We start from the raw sequence: 26,108 nt of genomic DNA on the forward strand, positions 1-26,108 counted from the left end.
CTATGCTAATCAGAAGAAAACCTCTAGACGATGATGATGAGAACCCAGACCGCTGGCTGGTTTCTTATGCTGATTTCATCACGCTACTTTTTGCATTCTTTGTGGTGATGTATTCAATCTCATCGGTCAATCAAGGTAAATACAACGAGCTGATGTCATCCATGGGAACGGCATTTACGGGTGATGGTGGCGCGGGACACTTAAAAACCAATGGAAGTCTTAACCCTAATATCAAGAGCAAGCCTCAAAATCAGGCAGGCTCGCTGATTAAGCCACTTCCGCTGACTTATCTTTACAGTGAAAAAATGCGCAGAGAACGAGAAGCCATGACAAAGATGGGCATAGACTTATCCAACAAACTCTCACCTCTTATTAATGATGGCAAAGTACGCGTGATGCAAAACAATCGTGGCATTCGTATCGACATCAATGACAGCTTATTATTCACACCAGGTTCAGCCGAACTTGCTGCCGCAGCATCAACGGTATTAAGTGAGATTGCACCGATGATCAAAGATAATGATCGCTTGATTCAGGTAGAGGGTCACACTGATAATATTGCCATTCACAATGATCTATTCTATTCAAATTGGGAACTCTCCGCCGTGCGCGCAAGTAGCGTAGTGAGAATGTTGAGTGATACAGGCGTTGCTGAGTCTAGATTAAGCGCATTAGGCTTCGGCTCTACTCAACCTATCACCGAGAATAATACGGAACTAGGACGCGCTAAAAATCGGCGTGTGTCAATTATGATTCTTTACGAATCACCTAATCAAAAAGAGGCTGCACTAGAAATCACGCCTCAAACTATCGCAAAATAAGCCTATCAGTTTTACTAACTAATGAGATTTAAGCAGTACTTCAAACTGCTCGATAGGCACAGGTCTTCCAAAGAAATAGCCTTGGTAATGCGTACATCCATTATTAAGCAGTAAGCCTTGTTGCTCTTCAGTTTCTACACCTTCGGCAATGACGTTTAAATTAAGCGTATGCGCCATAGCAACTATCGTCCTTACAATTGCCTGATCACTACTATCCACAGCAATATCACGTACAAATGACTGATCAATTTTCAGTTGATACAAAGGTAAGCGTTTAAGGTATTGCAATGAAGAGTAGCCAGTACCAAAGTCATCTAAGGAGAAGCGAATACCTACCTCTTTCAATCTATTCATGGTGGTCACAGTATCTTCAATATTGTCTAGCAACATGCTCTCTGTAAGCTCCAACTTAAGTAGCATGGGGTTAACATCATAGCGCTGAACAGCTTCTTGCACCTGATTAACGAAATCAGCTTGTCGGAACTGCTTAGCACTCACGTTAATAGATAAAGTAAGCGCACTCGTCATCTCGTCTTTTTCCCACAATTTAAGCTGATGACATGCCGTTTCTAGCACCCACTGCCCTATTGGTAATATCAAACCGGTTTCTTCAGCGAGCGGAATAAAATGGAAAGGCGAAACTAAGCCATGCTCAGGATGCAGCCAGCGAATGAGCCCTTCCGCTCCCATGGGTCGACCAGCAACATCTACCTGAATTTGGTAATACAAATGTAGCTGCTGCTTGTCTATGGCTTTACGCAACTCACGTTCTAGGTCTACACGGGTATTAATCACCTCTTGCATTTTGGGGTCAAAAAACCGAATGGTATTGCGACCAGCTTTTTTCGCCTGATACATGGCAATATCCGCATGTTTCAGTAGCTCTTCTTGTGACTGATTATGATTACTGAACAATGCCACGCCTATACTAGGTGTGCAGTGATATTCATGTTGACCAAGTTGATAGGCTTGATTCAACGAAGCTAGAATTTTTTCACCGATAACCTCAACCTGAGTCGCAGCTTCAGGCGCGTCTTCACTCAAGCTTTCCAGCAAAACGACATACTCATCGCCACCTAAACGAGCGACGGTATCGCCTTCTCGCACGCAACTGACCAAGCGCTCTGCAACTTGTTGCAGCAACAAGTCACCAACATCATGGCCTAATGAGTCATTCAATGTTTTGAAGTGATCCAAGTCTAGGAATAAAACTGCACCATCTCGACCAGTACGTGCATTAAATACCAAAGCCTGATTTAGCCTATCCACCATAAGCCGTCTATTAGGCAAGCCTGTCAAAGAGTCATAAAAAGCCAGATGCTTAATTTCTTCAGCGGCAGCTTTATTCATGGTGATGTCAGTTAATGTGGCCACGTGGTTGGTCACAATACCGTTGGCATCTTTAACTACAGTCACGGTCAAATGTTGTGGGAAAACTTCACCATTCTTACGTCGGTTATAGACTTCTCCTGCCCAATGACCCGTGGCATGCACGCACTCCCACATGGCGTCATAAAAGCCTTCGCTGTGTTGGCTAGAGCTTAGCAACCGCGGTGTATGCCCTACAGCCTCTTCACTGGTGTATCCCGTAATATCACAAAACGCCTGATTGACTTTCAAAATGATATTTTTTGCATCAGTCACCATCATGCCTTCTTGCGACTCAAAAGCAATTGATGCGATACGCAAATCATCTTCAGCCTGCTTGCGTTCAATGGCAATACTCGCCAAATTAGCAGATTGTTCAATTAGCGTAATATCTCTTTGCGTTGGCGTATTAGGGCTACGATGATAGATTGCAAATGTACCTAGCACTTTGCCACTGGGAGCCAAAATAGGCTGCGACCAACAAGCTGCCAAACCAGAGTTGAGCGCTAGATCTCGATAGCCCTCCCAATAAGGATGTGTTGCTATATCCTCAACGATGACAAGCTCTCCAGTAAACGCCGCTGCTCCACAAGACCCAACACCCACTCCAATTTCACTACCATCAATCGCCGCATTATAGAATGTAGGTAAACTAGGTGCTGCCGTGTTGCCCAGATGCTTACCTTCGGCATCAAGCAATAAAATGCTACACAACATTTCAGGGTTAAACTGCTCTACACCAAGCACTATCGCTTCCAAAATATTTTGCAGTGTTAAATCAGCAATCAATAGCTCTAATATTTGGCTGCGAAATTGCTCAAACATTTCAGCATGTTTACGATCATTAATATCACGCGCAAAACCAACAGTACCGACTACTTCACCATCAATGGTGACTGGTGACTTATAGATTTCATACCAATTTTTCCGACCATTTATCTCAACAATCTCTTCTGAGGCTCTCGGCACACCATTTTTCAGTACTGCAATATCATCCGAGCGATATTTTTTCGCCACTTCTTTTGGCCATACTTCTAGATCCGTTAAGCCTGGCAATAAACTTTCCGAGTCATAACCGCTTGCCTTAGCGAAAGCCTGATTAACCGCCAGATAACGATGCTTTTTGTCTTTTAACCAAACCATGAATGGGAAGTTGTCCAGCAATGAGCGCTGGTAACTTTCGCGTAGCTGCATCACTTGTTCAGCTTGCTTTAGCTGAGTCACATCTTCAAGTGTCACGCGCAATATAGGCTGATCGTCATCATCATCCATACGTAAGCAATGAAGGTTTGCGTTGAAGATAGAGCCATTAGCACTAGCAAGCTTGAGCGACAAAGTTAACTCTTCGCCACCCTGCATTTCTTTAATCATGGTGAACTGACGACGCCAAAAACTTTTATCATCGTCTACGACAAATTCATCAAATCGATGTTGATTAATATCTTTACGTTGCAAGCCTAACATGGCGGTCACTTTCCAGTTGACCTCAGTAATCATGCCATGCTTCGTGACAGATAAATATCCAATAGGCGCAAATTCATACAAATCGACGTAGCGCTCGTGAGACTCCAACAGTTCAAGCTGCATCCGTTTTAGCTTTTCTTCAGCAAGTTTTCGCTCTGTAATGTCGATTTGCGTACCAATCATACGCAAAGGATTACCGTGTTCATCGCGACTCACGAGTATGCCGCGACTCAGCATCCATTTGTACTCCCCATCTTTACATCGGATACGATACTCAACCACGTAAATTTCTGTTTTACCTTCAAGATAAGCAGTACCCGCCGCTAAAACTCGTGGCTTATCTTCAGGATGAATGAGCGCTCTCCACTCATCACGCGTTGGCAAAATCTCGCTGGCTTCATAGCCCAGCATTTCTGCCCAGCGCTTAGAGTAAGTCGCTTCCTCAGTCTGAACATTGACATCCCACACACCATCGCCGGAACCCTCAATGGCAAATTTTGAGCGGTATTCGCTTTCAATTAATGCTTCCTCAGTTTTCTTACGCTCGGTGATGTCTAGCACCGTACCCACGTAGTAGCTAACGTTATCATGCTCATCTTTTACTGCAGTTAGCGTTAGCTGGCCTGGATAGATGTCACCGTTTTTACGCTTATTCCAAACTTCGCCGCTCCATGTGCCGACATGACTAATTGTCGTCCACATGGTCTTATAAAAAGCTGTGTCATGCTTATCGGATTTAAGAATATCGATAGACTGACCAACAACCTCTTCGGCAGTGTATCCAGTAGTTTTGGTAAATTCACTATTTACCCGCACAATCTTCCGTTTAGCATCTGCGATAATGATACTTTGCTGAGACTCAAAGGCTGTCGCAGCTATACTCAATTCAATTTCCGCTTGTTTACGCTTACTAACGTCGATACTAGTCCCAATCATGCGTAATGGCTTACCATCTTCATCCCGGCTCACGACCATGCCGCGACCTAGTATCCACTTGTAGCTTCCGTCTTTACACTTTATTCGGCACTCAACTCTGTATACGGAAGTTTTACCCTCCAGATATAAGCGCATCGCTTCTGCCACGCGCGCTTTATCATCAGGGTGGAATCGGTTTTCCCAGTCTTCGCCCGTTGGAAGTGTATCGGATGGCGAATAACCCAGTATTTCTTTCCAGCGGGCACTATGTTCTATCGTGTTGGATTGAATATCCCAATCCCAAACACCATCGCCAGAACCTTCAATCGCAAACTTCCAGCGATCATCTTTTGCCTTCAGCTCAACCTCTAGCTGTTTACGCAAACTAATATCGCTTGCAGTGCCAACCATACGTAATGGTTTGCCATTAACACTTCTATCTAATACGATGCCACGATCATGTATCCACTTATAACTATTATTTTTACAGAGTATCCTATACTCGCAATCATACGTTGGCGTATCTCCATCAAGGCAGCTTTGCAAGTTGGCAAATACAGCAACCTTATCATCCGGATGAATGCGTGACTCCCATTCATTGAGCTTATGATCAAGCTCATCTTCAGCATAGCCTACGATGTCAATCCATGCCTTTGAATAAGTAATCGTTCGTGAGACTTCATCTGAATCCCACAAGTAATCGCCAAACCCTTCAATTGCGAATTTCCAGCGAGCGTCACGCTCCATCAAATCTTGTTGAATCTTCTTAAGCTCTGTAATGTCAACAACACTAATAAAAAATCCATCAAGTTGATTATTTTCATCCAAGTTGGGAATAAAATGTACGAGACCATACATCTCGCCGTAACCTAAAATCTCGGATTTAATCTCAAAATTAACGGCTTCGCCAGCTATTGCACCTCTAGCATAAGGCTCTTCCTGCGCAAATAAATCCTCACCAAGGATTTCTTGCATGGTATGCCCAACGATCTCCTGCATAGATTTCGCAAAAATGGTCGTGTATTGATGACTGACAAAAACGTAACGTAGATTTTTGTCTACTCGGGAAGCCATGACCGGGATATTGTTCATGACGAGATTCAGCTCACGCTCGTTGCTTTCAATACACTTAGCCATGGTATCGAACTCTTGCGAGGTTTTAGCTAGTTCATCACTCCCCAGCAAATTTGCACGGGCTTTCATATCACCCAAACCGTATCTGCGCACGGCATCTGCTAAAGTTTGTAGGCGTTTAATAATGTTGCGCTGAACCGCCAAATCGATCAAAAAGCCTATCAGCAAGCCAATAGCAAGCACTATGCCGATTAATGAATAAAATAATTGACGCATAGGCGCTAAAATTTCATTCACAGGTACTAAGCGAATATAACGCCAATCTAAGTAAGGCATGTGCGCATCAATGACCAGATATTCGCGGCCATCAATTTTCACATGCTTATCATACAAATGTGTGCTCAAAGCTAGTGCTTTATGCCTTAAAAGTTCAGCCAACTCAGGTTCTTGAGCTAAATCTAATTTAAACGTATCTGGATGCGCTACCAGCTGTTTTTGCCACGGGCCAGCATCAATGTAATTACCTTGCGCATCCATCAACAAATGCTGCTCGCCAGAGTAGCGCTGACTTTTTTGCATGAGGGAAGGAAGCGCTTTAGTAATGCTAATATCGCGCCCTATTGTGCCTATCCAACGGCCATTAATATCTAACGGTAAAACAGCGCTGATAATCCAACTGCTAGATACTGGGTCAAGCAGAGGTGGCGTCCAACGCACTTCACGCTTAGGGTTTGTTGCAGGGTCCCCTAGTGTAAACCACGCAGTCGAGGTGTAATCCGTATCTGCTTTCATTAAAGCGGCGAATTCTGGATACAGATGATCGTAAATGACTTCAGTTTTATCTTTTGTTAGCAGCCATATATTGCCGTAAGCATTGGTAATTGATGTGCCGTAAATATCAAGCAAATGTTTGCTGCGTAAATGCAGACTTTTTTGCTCTGCATCTAGCACTGCATCCGGGGGTAAAAATACTCCTGCTTCAGTGCGCCCATCAAAACCTTCACGCCGATTACGCCAGGCGCGGTCTGGGTAGCGTTGTACTAATTGGTCAAAGGCTGCAGCCTCGCCCACCTTAGGCGGCTCGGCCAAGGTCTTTTCAAGTGTGTTTGATAATGCTTTTAGACTGAACTCATAACCGAGCAGAGTTTGAGTGTTACTAGCAACAATGGTTTGAGTTTCATTGGTAAGCGTGGCAGCTTCGGTTGCAAGCAAATTTTGCTTTAAGTAAAGATAGATGCCAGCTGCAGCGGGAATAATGACTAGCAAAACACTAGCCACTACAATGAGCATTAATTTGCGACCGACATTCATATTAGGGAATCGCGACCACATGAAAAGTATGGAGCTCTATTTAAATTAATATGCTGAAAATTGGTGGGGTAAAAAGAGAGTTTTAAAAGTGCTATTGCTGGCAATATAGTTCTTCGCCAAGTCGCTGTAACCGAGACATACAACTTACATTCAAAAAGTAATAAGAATTTACTAACGACCATTTCGTGGTACCAAAGCCATCAGGTACGCCCCTTTTACTTATTATATTTTTTTGAATGGACAAACGCTATTAGGTTACTTTTCTAATGCAAGTCAACAAGATATGTAATTCTAAACTTGCTAACTACAGCGACTACTTCAAGTCCATTAGAGTGCCATAATTATAACAAGAAAAAATCATTAAGCAATTAAAGATGAGCGAGAGCCGGACTGTGATTTTGCTTGGCCATTTTTGCCGTAGACGCCGCTATTATCTGAGCTGCCTTGCAGTTGATTGAGCAGTTGTTGATTGCGATTGAAGTGTTTATTGATGAGAACGCCATTGAGTCGATTCATTTCTTTGGCTTGGCTGATTGACTTCTGAAAACGTTCCCATGACTCAGTTAACGTAGGCTTGGTTTGGCTTTTAAGCCAAGTAGTCATACCAGATTCATTCGGTGCAAAACCACCTGCAGCTAGTGCGGCATAACGACTATTTGCTGTGAGACTAATGCTTTGCAGTAGTACAGATTTCTCTTCCATTACAGCTTCTATAGCGTCTATATCAGACAACACTAAGCTTGACTGCTCTCGTGTTAACACTTCTAGCAGGTTGTTCACTAATTTCGCATCTTGCTCGAAAGTAATCATCAAATTAGAAGCTGGCTTGTTCATGTTGTCCTCGTTATATTTAGTACATTATTTTGTCGCTATTTCTGTGTAGATAATAAATCTTTCACAGAGCTAATCAATCCATCAGCGACTTTTTCTGAATCCACTTTAAATTGACCGTTAGCAATCGCCGATTTAATCGCTTCAACTTTTTCAGTATCAAAGACACTGCTAGCAGAGACTTTTTCTTCAAGTGATTTCAATTGTGCTGACAATGGCGATAGCGTGACACTTTCAGCAGATTTGGCATCAACTTGTGAAGCTTGTGCGTTCTTACTATTAGCTGAGCCTAGTTTTCCAGCACCTGGTTTATCAACACTGAGGCCAGCTGTATTCTTAATAGAGTCATTAATTTTCATGGCTATTTATCCTTTTCGCTTAAATTACCTTGCGCTACTTTCAACTACAACTAACGCATTCATATTGCTTGTATCGGCATAGTTTAAGCGAACTTTAATACTTTGTAAGCTTTTTATTCATTCTCTATAAATTAACGTTTTTAAATATGAAGTTAGCTTTAAACTTCACATCAAAATCCAACCTCTACTTGACCACCATTCCTTGCAATGCCTGTCACTATTTGACCACTGGCGACTTTAACTTGCACAACTTGTCCCTCGTTAGCCTTTGCCATTGATAGACCTTCGGCGGAAACGCTAAATCCATTACCCTTAGACGTCACCATGACGGTTTGCCCTAGCTGCACTACAGGGGCAACTTTCAGTAGCTCTTGTCTAAGCACAGCACCTGCATTCATAGAGATATTCACGGTACGACCAATCGCTTGTGATTGCTCAGTAAATACACCTGCTGGCAACTGTGTTAAATCACCACTTTCAAACATCATATCTTGCTCAGTCACCGTTTGACCTTGCGCCAATGGTGATGCAGCTACCAAATACTGTGCGATTACATTAACAGTTGCTTGCACATAAATAGTCCAAACATTTGGGGCATTGCAACGCACGCCTACACTGGTTTTGCCCCACGCCCTACTGCCTGTTGGCATAAAAACCTGCATATCAGGACATTGTGCCAGCTTTAAATTAGGGTCTATGGCACCGGCATGTACGCTCACTTTGCCAGGGTAGCCAATGGTCTGTGTTTCTAGAAATTCTGTAATTTTTGTTTTTATTGATGCCAAATTCTGCTTTATCATTGGTGGCGCAACGGCAGTAACAGGCGTTGCAGACTCAGCAAAGCTACTTGCGGAGCTAATAAAACCACCGATTAAACTAAAGGCTAGTAAACCGGTAAGTACATTAAATTGATGGCGCTTGAACATATCGAATCCCATGGCAATGGTAAAAACTCAATATGTATTCTACGACGTTAGCCGCATAGCAAAATTAAGAAAAGGGCAAGTTTTACCCTTTTACTTTAACAATCAAAGTCACTCTTTTAATTCTAGACTTGCACGTAATACAAATTGTTTGCAAAAATTGGTTTGCAACTAAGTTATCGGCAATCAATGGCTTTTCTTTAAGAATATTTAAAAAAAGTTTGTGCCGTTATAAAAGGAATTCATCATGCTGAATAGATTAGACGAAGCTTTAAGCTTTCATCAAAACGCATTAAGAGTGCGCGGCCAGCGCCAAGAGCTGATTGCAGCGAATATTGCTAATGCTGACACCCCAAACTTTAAAGCGCGTGACATCGACTTTAAGGCCGCTATGCAAAGCGCGGTTGCTGGCATTAATAAAGATGCTTTTCAAACAGCAAAAACTTCGCCACTACATCTAGATGGCTCTCGTGCAAGCAACAGTAACACTAGCGCTGCGCCGGGCGAACCTTTATTTCGCCCAATTATTCAAGGCAGCGTAGATGGCAACACGGTTGATATGGACGTAGAACGCAACCAATTTGCCGACAATGGCATTCGCTACGAAGCTAGCTTAACGCTCATTAACGCCCAGTTAAAGCAAATGCTGGCAGCGTTGCAAAGTTCTTAATTTTTATTGGGATAGGATAAAAAAATGTCTCTATTTAACGTATTCAATATTTCGGGTTCAGCCATGAGTGCGCAAGCACAGCGCTTAAACACGGTTGCCAGTAATCTTGCCAATGCCGATAGCGCCACTAGCGCCAACGGAACGCCATATAAGGCCAAACAAGTGGTATTTAGTGCAACGCCTACTGGCTCTCCAGACGCAAGTGGCGTGAAGGTGCTAAAGGTGATTGAAGATAACTCACCCGCCAAAGTGGTATACGACCCCAAGCATCCGCTGGCGAACGATAAAGGTTACGTCACTATGCCAAACGTCAATGTGACAGAAGAAATGGTGAATATGATTTCTGCCTCACGTGCTTACCAAAACAACGTCGAAACCATGAATGCCGCTAAAACCATGCTACTTAAAACACTGACGATTGGACAACAATAAAGAGCACAGCAATAATTAGTACAAGAATAGACCGACCTAATCAATAAAGCACAGCAAGTTAAATCATTTAAATTTTACATACAAAGGTAAATATTATGGCCTCCGTACAAAGTACTACCAACACTCCTTCCCAAGCATTACTAGATAGCGTAAATGGTACTAGTAGCTCCGCTAAAAGTAGCGTAGACACAGCTCAAGATAGATTTATGACTTTACTCATCACACAGATGAAGAATCAAGACCCATTAAACCCAATGGATAACGCTCAAGTAACTAGCCAAATGGCGCAACTCTCTACTGTGACAGGCATCAACAAGCTAAATAGCACGGTGGAATCGCTGATGAGCAGCATGCAGTCTGGGCAATCTTATCAAGCCGCCAACATGATAGGCCATAACGTTTTGGTCCCTGGTACGTCGGTGACCACCAGTGGCACTGGCGGCTACTTTGGCATAGATATACCAACAGGTGCAGATAAGCTTAGCGTGCTAATTAAAGACTCTGCAGGTTCAACTATCAGAACATTGAATCTAGGTGCGCAAGATGCTGGCACCTTGCAATTTAAATGGGATGGCTTTGCAGATGACGGTTCAGTAGCAAAAACTGGCAGTTATAAATTCGAAGTTACCGCCACCACTGCAGGCCAGAGCGTTACAGCTGATGCCCTGAATTATGCCGAAGTGATGAGTGTTTCTACTGGCACAAGCGGTGTTAAATTGAATTTAAGCAATTTAGCTAGCGTAAGTACTACCGACGTAAAAGAAATTTTCTAATTTACACGCCATATAGCAACTATTAAATACACATAACAGGAGAACACCATGAGTTTTCAGCAAGGTTTAAGCGGCTTAAATGCAGCATCAAAACAGTTAGAAGTAATTGGCAATAACGTCGCCAATGCTAACACCGTAGGTTTTAAACAATCACGCGCGGAGTTTGCGGATGTATTTGCCAACTCACTCACAGGTGGTGGTGGTACACAAATTGGTATTGGTACTAATCTATCTACCGTTGCGCAACAATTCACACAGGGAAACGTGACTAGTACTAATAACTCTTTGGATATTGCTATCAACGGAGGCGGATTTTTCCGAATGACAAATAATGGTGCTGTCACTTACTCAAGAAATGGCCAATTTAAAATGGATAAAGATGGCTATATTGTAGATTCTGCGAGTAAACATCTCACTGGCTATGCTGCCGACACAACTGGCGCTATACAAAAAGGTGCACCTGTAGACCTGAAAATTAACACCGCAGATTTACAGCCGAAAGCAACCGCCAAAATAGTTGGGTTAGTGAATTTAGATTCGCGCAAAGCAACCCCTGCTGTCACGCCATTCTCTCCTACAGATCCAACCACTTATACAGACTCTACCGCGGTGACAGTGTTTGATAGTTTAGGTAACTCTCATACACTGCAAACTTACTTTGTTAAAGACCCAGCACCAAATGTTTGGAAGGTATTTACAACAGCAGATGGTATTTCCACCACCACCTTACCAACACCAACGACGACCTTAACATTCCCGGCGACTGGCACAGGTCTTGGCCCTACTCCAGCCACCCCAACTGCAGTCACATTTGCACCATTGAATCCGCCAATACCCCCTGCTACAACGCCAACGATTCCAACTGGTGCAGCGCCAGTGACTCTTACTATAGATTACTCGGCTAGTACACAGTTTGGTTCTAACTACAGCATTAATAGTCTAACGCAAGATGGCTATACTTCTGGACGCCTTGCGGGCTTTAATACAGGTGCCGATGGCATCATCACTGGACGCTACAGCAACGGCCAGTCAAGAGCACTAGGACAAGTTGTATTATCAAGTTTTGCTAACCCTAATGGTTTGCAATCATTAGGTGGCAATGCTTGGAGCGAGAGCTCAACCTCTGGCACACCACTCACTGGCGTTCCGAATACAGGCACACTAGGCGTACTGCAATCTTCAGCCGTTGAAGATTCCAATACCGACTTGACAGCTGAGTTAGTGAATATGATTACCGCACAACGTTACTACCAAGCCAATGCACAAACTATTAAAACGCAAGATCAGGTTTTACAAACTCTAGTTAACCTACGTTAGTAAATAGACCTACTTAAAGAATTAGGAGAGCCGCTATGGATCGCATGATTTACACCGCAATGACAGGCGCAAAACACATACTTGAACAACAGGCGACCACTGCCCATAACTTAGCCAATGTCACGTCTACGGGCTTTAAGGCACAAGTTGATTCGTTCAGAGCAGTACCTGTTATCAGTGAGGGTTTAGCAACCCGTGCATTCGTAGTGGACTCTACCGTAGGTGCAGACTTTAACCCTGGCGCAATTCAATCAACTAATCGCGATTTGGATGTGGCGATTCAAGGCAAGGGTTGGTTATCTATTCAGCGTGCCGATGGCTCTGAGGGCTATACGCGCAACGGTTCTTTGAAAGTCAGTGAGAACGGTATTTTACAAACCGCCACGGGCTTAACAGTGTTAGGCGATGGCGGCCCGATTAGCATTCCACCTGATGTCGCAGTTTCCGTTGGTAAAGACGGAACGGTATCAACCGTTGCAAATGGTGCTAAGCCGGGTGCGTCCAATGTATTAGGCCGCTTAAAACTGGTCAATCCGCCAGAAGCAGATTTAGTACGTGCTGAAGATGGCTTGTTTGTGACCAGCAATGGTAACCCAGCAGAGGTCGATGCAAACGTGCATGTTGTTGGCGGCGCGCTGGAAAGCAGTAACGTCAATGTGATTGATGCGATGGTTTCTATGATTAGTTTAGCCAGACAGTTTGAAACTCAAATGAAGCTTATGCAAAGCGCTGAGAATAACGCTAATAAAGCCTCTCAACTCCTAAGTTTGGGTTAAGTCTAGTTGGGTTAAGATTGTTTCATAGCATTCTGATATATCAATCGGCATTGATGTAGTAAATGACAAACATCGGCTGATTTTTGAAGGGAAATAAAATGATACGCTCACTATGGATTTCAAAAACTGGCCTTGATGCCCAACAAACGCAAATGGACGTAATCGCCAACAACTTGGCAAACGTCAGCACCAATGGTTTCAAGCGTTCACGCGCAGTATTTGAAGACTTGCTCTATCAAAACATTCGCCAGCCTGGCGCACAAACCTCACAACAAACACAATTGCCATCGGGTTTACAACTAGGTACAGGTGTAAGACCTGTGGCGACAGAACGCATTTTTAGCCAAGGTAATTTACAACAAACCAGCAACAACAAAGATGTGGCCATTCAAGGTGCAGGTTTCTTTCAAGTATTGATGCCTGATGGCACAACAGCATACACGCGCGATGGCTCTTTTCAGACAGATAGCCAAGGTCAATTAGTGACGTCTAGTGGCTTTCCTGTTCAACCAGCGATTACTGTTCCAGCTAATGCAGAGAGCTTTACTGTGGGTCGCGATGGTACGGTTTCAATCACGACTACAGGTTCAACTGCCACCACTCAGATTGGTACTTTGCAACTGGCAACATTTATTAACACTGCCGGCTTACAAGGAAAAGGTGAAAACCTTTTCGTAGAAACAACCGCATCAGGCAACCCTACGGTGAATAATCCCGGTACGAATGGCGCGGGCTTGTTGACTCAAGGTTACGTTGAAACATCTAACGTGAATGTAGTAGAAGAGTTAGTCAATATGATTCAAACCCAACGTGCCTATGAAATTAATAGTAAAGCCATTACTACATCTGATCAAATGTTACAAAAACTGACACAGATGTAATGTTGACTCAATGAAAATTAATTGAATCTAACTTAAGCAAAAAAGAATTAAATATGTTGAATACTCATTATCTTAAAGTGTGTAATCTAACCTTAAAAGGCATTGTGTTAGCGTCATGCTTACTATTCAATGCTTGCGCTTTTACGCCAGAAACTGTTGTAAAACAACCTATGACAGCAAAGCCTACCGCTGTTACACCAGTTAAATCTAACAACGGTGCTATTTTCAATGTAGCTGCCTATCACCCTTTATTTGAAGACCGTCGCCCACGCTATGTGGGAGATACTGTGACTATCAACATTATTGAAAATACCAACACGACCAAAAACTTTGAAAGCAATGGCAGTAAAGACGGTAAAGCGGCCAATTCAATTACTAGCTTATTTGGTCATAACGTACCTGCGGCAAGTTTTTCAGGCAGCTCATCTAACTCAGTCAAAGAAAAAGAGGATGCTAAATCCAGCAATGTATTCAATGGCTCGATTACCGTTACGGTGATTGATGTATTGCCAAACGGCAATTTATCAGTGAGCGGTGAAAAACAGATCTCATTCGATAGAGGCACAGAGTTTGTGCGTTTCTCTGGCGTGGTAAGTCCAGACAGCATCACTGTCGGCAACTTTGTACCGTCCAACAAAGTGGCGGATGCGCGTATTGAATATAGAACCAATACCAAAGTAGATGCCGCAAGCATTGCCGCGCTTGTAGCACGCTTTTTCTTAAGCATGGGCGCGCTTTAATGAATATGATGACACATCAGCACTCAAAAAATACTTCTCATGTTTGGCGCGATATTTGTTGTGCGCTGCTTTCCATCAGCTTGCTGTTTATTCAGCCTGCACATGCCGAAAGATTAAAAGATTTAGCCACGATTCAAGGCGTGAGGAACAACCAGCTAATCGGCTATGGCCTTGTCGTTGGTCTAGACGGCACAGGTGATCAAACGCCCTACACTGTGCAAAGTATGATTAGCATGATGCAACAAATGGGTGTGAATTTACCTGCTGGCACTAGCATACAAATGAAAAACGTGGCTTCCGTGATTATTACAGGTAGCTTGCCAGCCTTCGCACAACCGGGTCAAACTTTAGACGTCACTGTTTCATCTATGGGTAGTGCAAAAAGTCTGCGCGGCGGTACGCTGTTGATGACACCGCTTAAAGGTGCTGACGGTCAGATTTATGCCATGGCACAAGGTAACTTAGTGGTAGGCGGCGTAGGTGCTTCAGCCAATGGCAGTCAAACACAAATCAATCATCTTAGTGTAGGTAGAATTTCCGATGGTGCAACAGTAGAACGCTCAATTCCAAATACAATCAACCTAACGGATAACGTTAACTTAGAGCTTAAAGAGTCAGATTTTTCAACTGCATCTTTAGTCGCAGATGCTATTAACAAACGCTTTGGTCAAAACACTGCGCTTGCACAAGATGGTCGCGTTATTCGCGTGCAAGCACCAGCCAATAGTAGCCGTGTAAGCTTTCTTGCTGATTTAGAAAAAATCAACGTTGCACCTGCCCCTACTAACGCAAAAATCATTATGAATGCACGTACTGGCTCTGTGGTGATGAATCAAGCTGTCACACTGGAAAGCTGTGCTGTATCGCACGGTAATTTATCTGTAGTGATTAACACAGACCCTGTGATTAGCCAACCTGGTGCACTGTCAAGTGGACAAACCATATCAACAGCGCGCTCACAAATTGAAATCAACAAAGAACCTGGCAAGGTTTTAAAATTGAACAGCGGAGCTAATCTATCAGATGTAGTGAAAGCGCTTAATGCGATTGGTGCGACACCACAAGACCTGCTTGCCATCTTGCAAGCCATGAAGGCCGCAGGCTCATTGCACGCGGACTTAGAGGTCATTTAAGATGATTAGCGGCGCGGATTTATCTGGAAAAGTAGCGTTTGATGCCAATAGCTTAAATGGCTTAAAGAATGCTGCGAAAGAAAACTCACCAGAAGCTATTAAAGGCGTTGCCAAGCAGTTTGAGGCAATTTTCATGAACATGATGTTGAAAAGCATGCGTGAAGCCTCACCGCAAGATAATCCTTTTGATAACGAGCAAAGCCGTACATTCACTTCTATGCTGGATCAGCAACTAAGTAGCAACCTAGCCTCAAAAGGGTTAGGTCTTTCAGATGTACTTGTTAGGCAACTTAGTCAAGGTAGCAACCCCATCAATAACACCATGGAACAAGCAGTAACTGATACACCATCAGCGTCCGCCTCTGACGCAAAATCTAATGCAATGATCAGTAACCCTTTATCACCAAGCGGTAACAAACCTGTCAATAATCAACCAGACTCTAAAGCACTGAGTGATTATAAAAACTCACCGACAGAAACATCATTGATCAATAACAAAGTTGATACTAAATCACTCGGTGATGGCGCTACTGAGTTCAAGAATCGTATGTCCAAACATGCAGAAGAAGCCAGTCGCACTACTGGCGTCCCTGCCCACCTGATGTTGGGTCAAGCCGCGCTTGAAAGCGGTTGGGGCAAACGCGAATTAAAAGGTGCCGATGGTACGCCAAGTAACAACCTGTTCGGCATCAAAGCTTCAGGCAATTGGGATGGCAAAGTGGTAGAAGCCACCACGACTGAATATATCCACGGCGTAAAACAAAAACGCATAGAGAAGTTCCGCGCTTATGACAGCTACGCAGATTCCTTCAAAGACTTTGCCAATATGATGAATAACAATCCACGCTACAACAAAGTGATGGCAAACTTGGATAGCGTGAATGGCTATGCGCAAGCGATGCAGAATGCTGGATACGCGACTGACCCTAATTACGCAAGCAAACTGGCGAGCGTGATACAGAAAGTGATCCCTTAACAATTACAACGTACAAACTGCAATGTCACAATACGTGAGGTAAGCATTAAGGCCAAAATTGATTAAATTAAGATGAGTGGTCTAAAGTTTTCTATTTTCTGACCGTCATCATAGTTGTACACAAGTTTTCTAAAGAGTAAATATCATGGCTGACATACTAAGTATAGGAAAAAGCGCACTTGCAGCAGCTCAGGTTGGTCTCAGCACAACTGGGCACAACATTGCTAATGCCTCCACACCAGGGTACTCAAGGCAAGTCGTCATTCAAGCAGCAGCACAAGCGCAAAGCTCGGGAAGCGGCTATATTGGACAAGGTACAGAGGTCGCGAGCATCACCCGCGCCTTTAATGAAATATTATCCAAACAAGTTGTTAATAGCCAAGCAGCTAGCTCCAGTAGCCAAGTGTATGCCAGCCAACTTAGCAATATTAACAATATGTTGTCCGATGCTTCTGCTGGACTTAACCCAGCTATTTCGGATTTTTTTAATAGTGTAAGTGATTTGGCGGCTAATCCAAGCGACATTCCGACTAGACAGTCTATGCTGTCTTACGCACAATCTTTGGTCAACCGCTTACAAAGTACCAATAGCAGTTTAAACGAAGTTAGAAGCGATGTGAATACTCAGCTCACAGGTAGCGTAAACTTAGTGAATACCTATGCAAAACAAATTGCATCACTCAACAACTCCATTGAAACAGCCATAAGCAGTGACGGCAATCCACCCAATGACTTAATGGATCAACGTGATCAACTAGTTACGGAGTTGAGTAAGCAAGTAAAAACTACAGTAGTACCGCAAGGTCAAGGTAGTTACAATATTTATGTTGGTAACGGCTTACCATTGGTGATTGGCAAGAGCGTAATGTCACTTACAACGGCAAGCTCACCAACAGACCCAACAAGGCTGGAAGTGTCATATCAATCATCAGGAAAATCTACCGTTCTAGGTACAAGTAGCTTACCTGGTGGCGTAATCGGAGGCTTGCTGCAGTTCAGAGCAGAATCACTAGACTCTGTGCAAAATCAAATAGGTCAAGTTGCGCTGGTACTTGGCGATACCTTCAATAAGCAACACCAACAAGGTATAGACTTGAACGGTAACCTTGGTGGCAATTTATTTAACATCCCAACTCCAACAGTAAGCGCTAGCGGAAACAATCAAGGTTCAGCGATTGTGACTAGTCAGATTATAGATGCTCGAGCCATAACCGCCAGCGACTACCGCTTACAGTTTGATGGTACAAACTACAAAATATCTCGTCTTTCAGATAATGTAGTCTTGTACAATGACCCTGCAGCCCCTACGCCTGCAAGCTTACCTACACCTCCAGCAACATCGTTAGATGGACTGAGCTTTAGTGTACCTGCTGGCATGGCCGCAAATGATGAATATGTCATTCGTCCTACAAGAAACGTAGCCACATCTATTAGCTTGGCAATCACTGATGCAAAAAAATTGGCTATTGGTAGCGCCATGCTAAGCTCAGTTGCAAACTCAACCAATACTGGCACAGCTAGTATTAGCATACCGCCAACAGGAAGCAATTTAACGGGCACATTAGGGGTTACCTACGCAAGCGGCATGCCAGGCACTTTATCTATGGCACCTTCAACACAACCCGTGACTGTCACTGTATCAGGTGTATCCACTGTTTATCCTGCTGGTTCGCCAATTACTTATACTAGTGGTGCGACTATTTCTGTAGGCGGATTAAGCTTCGCTATTACTGGCACGCCTGCAAATGGAGATAAATTCACACTCTCTGCGAGTGGCCCTGGTGATAATCGTAATGGTCTATTGCTTGCCGACCTGCAAAAGCAAGGTACTATCAATAACAGCACCACCACCTATTCAAGCGCATTTGCTGAGCTGGTCAATGGCGTGGGTAATAAAACACGTGAGTTGAATATCACCTCCACATCTGAGGCTAAAGTCTTAGAACAAGCTACTGCTGCCATGCAATCAGAATCAGGTGTGAATTTAGATGAAGAAGCAACCAACCTACTTCGCTATCAACAGGCTTATCAAGCGGCTGGCAAAATGATGCAAATTGCATCTCAGCTCTTTGATACTTTATTACAATTAGGCAAATAGGTAAGATTAAGGACAAATCATGCGTATTAGTACCAACACTATCTACCAAGCCGGTATTTCTAGAATAAGCAACATACAATCTGATCAGGCCAAATTACAAGAGCAGATTTCAACTGGTCGTCGTATCTCCTCGCCATCGGATGATCCCGTAGGTGCTGCGCGCGCACTAGAAATTTCAGCGGCACAAAGTGGTAACGCGAAATTTGCAGATACACGCCAGACAGCGCAACTCAAGTTAAATACGCTAGAATCAAACTTAACTAGCATCACCAGCTTACTCGTTTCGACACAATCTACACTGGTTGGCGCTGGCAACGCAACGCTATCAGACACCGAAAGAGGATTTATGGCATCTGAGCTAAAAGGCTCTCTTGATGCATTGATTGGACTTGCCAATACACAAGATGCCTCTGGAAATTACCTGTATGCTGGTTATAAGACTAGCACGGTGCCCTTTGTCGCAACTGCTAGCGGCGCTAATTACGCAGGCGATAGCAATCAGCAGTTACTACAAGTTGATACGCAACGACAAATGGCAATCAACGCAACAGGCGACAATGTATTTCAAGCGGGCGGTAACGATGTATTTGCCACATTAAGCAATCTAGTCACGCTGCTTAATACGCCAATTACCAATGCCGCTTCACAAGCTGCATATAACGCTGGATTGTCAACAGCGATTGGCAGCTTGAAAGGCTCGGTCGATAACGTCTTGAATGTACGTGCTGACATAGGTGCAAAACTCAATGAAATTGACAATCTAGACACCGCAGGTTCTGATCGCGCATTGCAATACAGCAAGTCTCTCTCAGACTTACAAGATACTGACTATGCCAGCGCACTGTCTGACCTTGCAAAACAACAAACCATCATGGAAGCTGCGCAAAAGTCATTTGTGCAAATTACTAGCTTATCGTTATTTAAGTTACTCTAAACAAGCTAGCAATATTAAGGCTTAGCGTTTTTAATTTACTAAGCCTTACCGTCTTACCCAAGCGTACGTTCATCTAAACGACCATTCACTTAAACTCGCTTTTAGGCAAACTCACTGAGTTTGCCCGTTTCTATTTAAACACCTTCACGAATATCTCATCTGGATACCCCTATTTAGGGGATATTTCATTCAATTTTTTTGGACTACTATTGATTTCGCAATATTTTTCAATTAAATATTCCATCATATTCAATATCTCATTCTATTAAATAGCTTAATTTCTCAAGGAGAGAATTAAATGACCAAGAAAATCGCAGGTTTAACATTTGCAGTGCTAGCAAGCGTGTTTACAGCAAACGCCAACGCTGGCTGTGCAGATATTTCATATACTACCTTACAACAAGCAGCAAATTTCGCACGTGCATTAGGCAATACTGGCGGCTTAAGCTTAAACATGTGGGCAACGTTTGTAGATGAAACCGGTAAAGTTTGTGCTGTAGTCAATACTGGCGTTAAAGGCGAACTAGCTGGCAATTCACAATGGTTGGGTAGTCGTGTCATTTCCGCTCAAAAAGCGAATACAGGTAATGCATTCAGCTTAAATGGCCTAGCTATCTCAAGCGGTGCTTTGTATGCTGCGGTGCAACCAGGCGGCAGTTTATATGGCTTACAAGAAAGTAACCCTGTAGATGCTGAAGCTGCATACAAAGGCCCAGCAACAAGTTTTGGTAAAGCGAATGATCCACTAGTTGGCACTCGCGTAGGTGGTGTTAACGTATTTGGTGGCGGTTTACCACTTTACAAAAATGGTGTGAAAATTGGTGGTATTGGTGTGTCTGGCGATACATCATGTACCGATCACGCTTTTGTATGGAAAATGCGTCAAATCCTAGCCATGGAACCAGCAGCATCAGTAACACAAGTTGAGAAGTTAAAATTAACTGGGACTTTTGCGGCGCTTGGCGACCATCCAACTTGTATAGGTGGTGCAATTGGCGACCAATCAGGCTTCGTAGCTTCAGCACCTTAACTAAAATGTAAAAAGATAAAAACCCCAGTCTAATGGGGTTTTTATTTGTAAAAAACAACAATAAAACAATCAAGTATAATAAATATCAGTTTGCTGTTAAAAGGCTTTCTTATGCGAAATAATCGCCAGTGGTTTCACGTTAACAAAGGCTTCACGCTGCTTGAGCTTTTAGTCGTCATGGTGATTATTGGCTTATTGGTCAGCTATGTTGGGCCTCGCTATTTTGGCCAATTAAGCAAATCTGAAGTAAAAACAGCTAAAGCACAGATTTTTTCACTAAGAAAAGCGCTTGATGTCTACCGCCTAGATACTGGGAGTTATCCAGATCAACAAGCTGGCTTAGAGGCATTAATGACTGCGCCACAAGGTAATAGCAAATGGCAAGGTCCTTATTTGCAAAAAGCCATTCCAAATGATCCATGGGATCACCCTTACATTTACCGCATTCCAGGTGAAAAATCTGAGTTTGACTTATTCTCTTACGGAGCGGATGGTCGAGCTGGCGGCACTAATGAAAATGCAGATATTAGCGATTAAGCTGAGTCATCATCATGCAATATCAGTTACGCGTTCTTCGTGAAGGTCATGCCCCCTACCAGTTCGAGCTTGATGCTAGCTCTATTGAAGATGCTCGAATTAAGGCCGAACAACAAGGCTTAATTGTCTTACAGGTTAAGTCATCTGCATCGGCAATTATTCTGCAAACACTCAATCAAAAAAACATTCCGTTTCCGCTGATGTTGTTTTGCCAAGAATTTCGCGTACTGTTCGAAGCTGGCTTATCTGTCATGGATGTGCTGCATACGCTCATCGATAAAGAAACTAACTCAGCTATTAAGCTTATATTGCAACAACTACTCATGGCTGTTCAAGAAGGTAAAACCTTATCGCAAGCCATGTCGCTTAATACTAACGCATTCCCCACCCTATTTATCGCCACCATTAGCGCTGCCGAGACCACTAGTGATTTGCCCGAAGCCTTGCTGCGTTATAGCCAGTATTTAGAAAATGTCGATTTACTTAAAAAACGTATTGTCAGCGCCTCTGTTTACCCAGCCATCGTCACGAGTTTCGGCTTACTTGTATTGGCATTTCTAGTCGTATTTGTCATACCAAAATTCAGTAAGATTTACGCAACACAAGTGACAAACATTTCTACAAGTACCAAATTTTTGCTGAAGGTTGGCGATTTTTCACAACACTATGGTTATATTATTTTAGGGTTATTAGTCGCAATGATTGCCGCATTGATCATCATGATTTCTCGCCCAGAAATACGTGCCAAGCTTTACGACGCCTTGTGGAAGATTCCATTTTTAGGCAACAAGGTGCGGGTATATCACCTGGCACGATTTTATCGCACGTTCTCTATGCTGCTCAAAAGCGGTATTCCCGTGATGAATGGCTTAGCCATGGTAGAAAGCTTGCTTGGTGCAGGCTTAAAAAACAATCTACAAAAAGCCAAAAAACTCATTACCGAAGGCCAACAGTTTTCTCAAGCACTATCAGAAGCTGAACTCACCACACCTGTGGCCATGCGTTTATTCAATGTCGGCGAAAAAACAGGCACTTTAGATAAAATGATGGAGCGCGCAGCAAGTTTTCATGAAGAAGAAATGATTCGTTGGGTAGACCGATTTACCAAGATATTTGAACCAACATTAATGGCACTTATTGGCATCTTAATTGGCGGCATTGTGTTGATGATGTATATGCCAATTTTTGAGCTTGCGAGCGGTATCCAATGATTCAAGATATGCATAACTTAAACGAAATGCTGCTGCAAGCCGCCAAAACTGCAAAAGTTAGCGGGCAACGTGCCATTGAAGTACTGCAAGAAAACAGCCAATTATCTCCAGAAGCATTCACGCAACAATTGGCCAATACGCTTGCTTACCCCTACCTCACACTTACGCAAATGCTAACGCTGCAGCCAGCGTTTGACCGTATTTCATTCTCAGAATCTTTACAGAATGAATGTGTGTTACTCCATGACCCCTCTTTGCACGACAATAACTCTAACATTTTCGTCTTTGCTGATATTTACAACCAGCGCCTGCAAACATGGGCTGCAGAACGGGTTGGCGGTGCATTTATAACGTACTTAGCACACCATGCAGATATTGCGGCTTACCTTGCAAAACAAGAAGAAGATACCCGCACGGTACAAACAGCGATTGGTCATGTTGCACATACAAAAAATGAGGCCGATGCCACCGAGGAGTTGTCCCTCAATATGATTGAGGGTGACGTCAGCCCAGTCATCAAATTAGTACGCTCCACGCTTTACGATGCCCTAAAAGCAGAGGCCAGTGATATTCACCTAGAAACCGCCCCCACTGGCTTAGTGATTAAATATCGCCTAGATGGTGTATTAAGCCAAGTCGGCGCAATCAGCGACCCTAAACTAGCTGAACAAGTCATCTCGCGCATCAAAGTTATCTCTGAGCTAGATATTACCGAGCAACGCGTACCACAAGATGGTCGCTTTCGCTCCGTGTATCGTGGTCGTGATGTAGATTTCAGGGTGTCAGTCATGCCCAGTATTCACGGTGAAGATGTCGTCATTCGTGTATTAGATAAGCAAACATTGGCTGACCAAGCCAGTGGACTAAGTCTTGACGTGCTAGGTTTTGATGCCGCCAGTATGCAAACCATGCGCGAGCAATTCACCCTGCCCTATGGCATGGTATTGGTCACAGGCCCTACTGGCAGCGGAAAAACCACCACGCTATACGCCGCCATTAGTGAAATCAACCATGGCGATGACAAAATCGTTACCATTGAAGACCCTGTTGAATATCAACTGGCAGGCGTTTTGCAGATTCCCGTCAATGAGAAAAAGGGTCTGACCTTTGCGCGCGGCTTGCGCTCTATTTTACGGCACGACCCTGATCGCATCATGGTAGGTGAGATTCGCGATGCTGAAACCGCACAAATCGCCGTGCAATCCGCACTCACTGGGCATTTAGTATTTACCACCGTGCATGCCAATAACGCTTTTGACGTCATTGGCCGCTTTTTAAATATGGGGGTAGATCCATATAGCTTTGTTTCAGCACTCAATATTGTCGTTGCGCAGCGCTTGTTGCGCTCAGTTTGCCAACATTGTGCAGAACCCATCAAGCCAGAAACCTCAGCACTACCAACAAAATTACAGCATTTAAGCATACCAGCCAATGCCACACTAAAACGTGGCAAAGGTTGCGGCGCGTGTCGTGGCACGGGATATAAAGGCCGCCGTGCTGTCGCCGAGATTTTACTGTTAGATGATGAGCTAAGAGAACTGATTGCAAATCGAGCATCCATCAGACAAATTAAGGAGTTGGCTGTTAAAAAGGGGACGCGATTTTTGCACCATGCCGCCTTAGAAATGGCTTACCGAGGCGAGACAACGTTAGAGGAGGTGCTGCGTGTTGCTCCCATGGTCTAAGCAAAGCACGTTAGCGATTAGCCATCATGGCATTGCTTTTAAGCATGCTGATGGACAATCTCAGCTACTCACTGACAGTGAATTTACATGGGCAAATGTTGCACCACTTAATACCGCGCAACTAGCAGAAATACTCAATGCTCATCAATCATTACTCAAGCACCAGCAAGTGCGGGTGTTGCTTTCAAATACATTGATTCGTTACCTAGTATTGCCTTGGCAAAACGAAGTATTTGCCAGAAATGATTGGCAGTCGATTGTGCAGCATGAGTTTCGCAAACAATATGGCGTAGCGGCTGATGCGTGGAAGGTATCCGTGAGCTTTAGCAATTATGGGCAATCAATCATCGCCGCAGCGATGGATGAAAGTCTTTTTGTACAACTTGAAGCCAGCGCGAGGGCACTTAATTTCAACATCACTTCCGTTCAACCATTGCTGATGCCATTGCTCAATACCTCAGCAGAACCGCCACGTGACTGGGTATTAGTTGCAGAGCCAGAACGCATTCTGTTATGCCGCATGCACAACACAGAGTGGCAGCAGATTTTAATAGACTCCCCACCCACAGGGCTTGAGTACCAGCATGCAGAACAGCTGATTAATCGTAACTTATTGCATGTCGCAACGAACGAACAGCCAAGCAAAGTGAATAGCTATGTTTCCGCAGCCTTGCACAAAGCTTGGGAACATACCAATAGCAAACTACAAAAGACTATGCTTAGAAGCAACTCAACTCGAGCCCACGCCCTATGGATGGTTGAGTTGCCATTTAATAAAAAATCGCCAAAAATAAACTTAGACTTTGCTGAAAAAACACAGCTAAACAATACCTCATGGACTTGGGGAATACTCGCTATTGCCTTGCTGGCAATGACTTTTCTCTATACGCAATACCAAGGCACCAGTAAAAAAATTAGTGAACAAATCCGCTTAGCAGAAAACAAAGCGCGGTCTGAAGACGCAAGAAAACCCAACTTGGCAGCCGCTCCAGCCATGCTGGATAAATTGAAGCTGGCGCAGCAAACACAGCAGCAGCTTGATTTACCGTGGATGCAAATGCTAAAAGCGCTAGAAACTGTAAAAGCTTCGAATCCTCACATTGCCATTTTAAGCATAAGCCCTAACAAAAATCGCGCAGAAATTAAACTCACAGGTCAAACCGCAGAGTTTTCAGACATCACCAGTTTTTTAGACGCACTGCGTACCAATAACAGTTTCACCGACGCAGTATTAGTCAGCCAACACTTAGCAGATGACCAAGCAAAACTACTGTACGTGTTTGAAGTTAACTTGGGGTGGCGCGTATGAAAACCGCAGCAATCATCACACAGGCAAAATGGCAATTATTCAGGATGCTCGAATCCTTAAGCTTGCTGAGTAAAGTTGGTTTATTTTTCATACTGATAACTTCATTGGCTTACTCTTTCACCTATCTACCACTTACTCACAAGCTGGCCAGCTTGCAGCAATATTCTACTGAGCAGCATCACCCTATCCAGCCTAAAGCCGATCCAGATGTGGAAGTGAATCGCTACATTGATACTTTCCCTAGTTTTACAACGCGAGCAAGCAAGCTGAATGAATTGGTCGCCATTGCAAAACAACAGCAATTACTGCTGAATGAAGTCACTTACAAAACAGAAAGCAATCTGCAGCAACCGTTGAGCCACTATCAAGTGGAGCTGAGCGTACTGGCTTCATATGCTGAAATTCATCTTTTTTTAAATACTGTGCTGAAAAAAATGCCTTTTGTCGCGATTGAGTCACTCAACCTAAATCGAACAAGTGCGCTAGATGAGGCAGTAGAAGCGCGCATTCAGTTAACGTTCTTTTTTAAGCGAACATAAC

Annotated in this window: 22 protein-coding genes; 18 read left to right on the forward strand and 4 right to left on the reverse strand. The window is 43.6% G+C overall.

Annotated elements, in window-relative coordinates:
• Positions 1-2 precede the first annotated feature (2 nt).
• Positions 3-821 carry a flagellar motor protein MotD gene (gene motD / locus M301_RS08660; RefSeq protein WP_013148392.1) on the forward strand — a complete coding sequence of 273 codons (819 nt, stop codon included), beginning with the start codon at positions 3-5 and terminating at the stop codon, positions 819-821.
• 18 nt (positions 822-839) lie between these two features.
• Here motD and M301_RS14240 read toward each other — a convergent pair whose 3' ends face one another.
• From M301_RS14240 to flgA, 4 genes are all read right to left on the reverse strand, one after another.
• Complete coding sequence (locus M301_RS14240; protein ID WP_049769963.1) at positions 840-6,953, reverse strand: PAS domain S-box protein; 6,114 nt, start codon at positions 6,951-6,953, stop codon at positions 840-842.
• 360 nt (positions 6,954-7,313) lie between these two features.
• Entirely contained in the window at positions 7,314-7,787 is a 474-nt protein-coding gene (locus M301_RS08670) for a flagella synthesis protein FlgN (protein WP_013148394.1), read from the reverse strand.
• Positions 7,788-7,822: 35 nt separating this feature from the next.
• Positions 7,823-8,143 (reverse strand): flagellar biosynthesis anti-sigma factor FlgM, encoded by a 321-nt coding sequence (gene flgM, locus M301_RS08675; RefSeq protein ID WP_013148395.1) that lies wholly within the window; start codon positions 8,141-8,143, stop codon positions 7,823-7,825.
• Between the two features lie 170 nt (positions 8,144-8,313).
• Positions 8,314-9,069: a flagellar basal body P-ring formation chaperone FlgA gene (gene flgA, locus M301_RS08680; protein ID WP_013148396.1), complete on the reverse strand. Its 756-nt coding sequence runs from the start codon at positions 9,067-9,069 to the stop codon at positions 8,314-8,316.
• Between the two features lie 244 nt (positions 9,070-9,313).
• On the opposite strand from flgA, the gene flgB reads away from it, so the two are divergent.
• The 17 genes from flgB (at position 9,314) to M301_RS08765 (ending at position 26,107) form a co-directional block, all read left to right on the forward strand.
• A complete protein-coding gene (gene flgB / locus M301_RS08685) occupies positions 9,314-9,736 on the forward strand; it encodes a flagellar basal body rod protein FlgB (RefSeq protein WP_013148397.1) in 423 nt (140 codons plus the stop codon).
• 24 nt (positions 9,737-9,760) lie between these two features.
• Positions 9,761-10,168, forward strand: coding sequence for a flagellar basal body rod protein FlgC (flgC, locus tag M301_RS08690; protein WP_013148398.1), 408 nt, complete (start codon positions 9,761-9,763; stop codon positions 10,166-10,168).
• Between the two features lie 95 nt (positions 10,169-10,263).
• The gene (flgD, locus tag M301_RS08695; protein ID WP_013148399.1) at positions 10,264-10,941 is read left to right on the forward strand and encodes a flagellar hook assembly protein FlgD; all 678 of its coding nucleotides are present in this window, start codon (positions 10,264-10,266) and stop codon (positions 10,939-10,941) included.
• Positions 10,942-10,989: 48 nt separating this feature from the next.
• The gene (gene flgE / locus M301_RS08700; RefSeq protein ID WP_013148400.1) at positions 10,990-12,258 is read left to right on the forward strand and encodes a flagellar hook protein FlgE; all 1,269 of its coding nucleotides are present in this window, start codon (positions 10,990-10,992) and stop codon (positions 12,256-12,258) included.
• Positions 12,259-12,293: 35 nt separating this feature from the next.
• A complete protein-coding gene (flgF, locus tag M301_RS08705) occupies positions 12,294-13,034 on the forward strand; it encodes a flagellar basal-body rod protein FlgF (protein ID WP_013148401.1) in 741 nt (246 codons plus the stop codon).
• 98 nt (positions 13,035-13,132) lie between these two features.
• Positions 13,133-13,915 carry a flagellar basal-body rod protein FlgG gene (gene flgG, locus M301_RS08710; protein ID WP_013148402.1) on the forward strand — a complete coding sequence of 261 codons (783 nt, stop codon included), beginning with the start codon at positions 13,133-13,135 and terminating at the stop codon, positions 13,913-13,915.
• A gap of 53 nt (positions 13,916-13,968) precedes the next feature.
• A complete protein-coding gene (locus tag M301_RS08715; protein WP_013148403.1) occupies positions 13,969-14,655 on the forward strand; it encodes a flagellar basal body L-ring protein FlgH in 687 nt (228 codons plus the stop codon).
• Between the two features lie 8 nt (positions 14,656-14,663).
• Positions 14,664-15,788 carry a flagellar basal body P-ring protein FlgI gene (locus M301_RS08720; RefSeq protein ID WP_041359982.1) on the forward strand — a complete coding sequence of 375 codons (1,125 nt, stop codon included), beginning with the start codon at positions 14,664-14,666 and terminating at the stop codon, positions 15,786-15,788.
• A 1-nt stretch (position 15,789) separates the two neighbouring features.
• Complete coding sequence (flgJ, locus tag M301_RS08725; protein WP_013148405.1) at positions 15,790-16,764, forward strand: flagellar assembly peptidoglycan hydrolase FlgJ; 975 nt, start codon at positions 15,790-15,792, stop codon at positions 16,762-16,764.
• A 145-nt stretch (positions 16,765-16,909) separates the two neighbouring features.
• The gene (gene flgK, locus M301_RS08730; protein ID WP_013148406.1) at positions 16,910-18,862 is read left to right on the forward strand and encodes a flagellar hook-associated protein FlgK; all 1,953 of its coding nucleotides are present in this window, start codon (positions 16,910-16,912) and stop codon (positions 18,860-18,862) included.
• Between the two features lie 19 nt (positions 18,863-18,881).
• Positions 18,882-19,796, forward strand: coding sequence for a flagellar hook-associated protein FlgL (gene flgL, locus M301_RS08735; protein WP_013148407.1), 915 nt, complete (start codon positions 18,882-18,884; stop codon positions 19,794-19,796).
• Positions 19,797-20,094: 298 nt separating this feature from the next.
• Positions 20,095-20,826, forward strand: a complete 732-nt coding sequence (locus M301_RS08740; RefSeq protein ID WP_013148408.1) for a heme-binding protein — start codon at positions 20,095-20,097, stop codon at positions 20,824-20,826.
• A 111-nt stretch (positions 20,827-20,937) separates the two neighbouring features.
• Positions 20,938-21,363, forward strand: a complete 426-nt coding sequence (gene gspG / locus M301_RS08745; protein ID WP_013148409.1) for a type II secretion system major pseudopilin GspG — start codon at positions 20,938-20,940, stop codon at positions 21,361-21,363.
• Positions 21,364-21,377: 14 nt separating this feature from the next.
• Positions 21,378-22,574 carry a type II secretion system F family protein gene (locus tag M301_RS08750; RefSeq protein WP_013148410.1) on the forward strand — a complete coding sequence of 399 codons (1,197 nt, stop codon included), beginning with the start codon at positions 21,378-21,380 and terminating at the stop codon, positions 22,572-22,574.
• The gene (locus M301_RS08755; RefSeq protein ID WP_013148411.1) at positions 22,571-24,259 is read left to right on the forward strand and encodes a GspE/PulE family protein; all 1,689 of its coding nucleotides are present in this window, start codon (positions 22,571-22,573) and stop codon (positions 24,257-24,259) included. Before M301_RS08750 ends, M301_RS08755 begins: the two co-directional genes overlap by 4 nt.
• Positions 24,240-25,568 carry a PilN domain-containing protein gene (locus tag M301_RS08760; protein ID WP_013148412.1) on the forward strand — a complete coding sequence of 443 codons (1,329 nt, stop codon included), beginning with the start codon at positions 24,240-24,242 and terminating at the stop codon, positions 25,566-25,568. Before M301_RS08755 ends, M301_RS08760 begins: the two co-directional genes overlap by 20 nt.
• Positions 25,565-26,107 (forward strand): hypothetical protein, encoded by a 543-nt coding sequence (locus M301_RS08765; RefSeq protein WP_013148413.1) that lies wholly within the window; start codon positions 25,565-25,567, stop codon positions 26,105-26,107. Before M301_RS08760 ends, M301_RS08765 begins: the two co-directional genes overlap by 4 nt.
• Position 26,108 lies beyond the last annotated feature (1 nt).

The organism is Methylotenera versatilis 301 (assembly GCF_000093025.1).
Taxonomy (GTDB): domain Bacteria; phylum Pseudomonadota; class Gammaproteobacteria; order Burkholderiales; family Methylophilaceae; genus Methylotenera; species Methylotenera versatilis.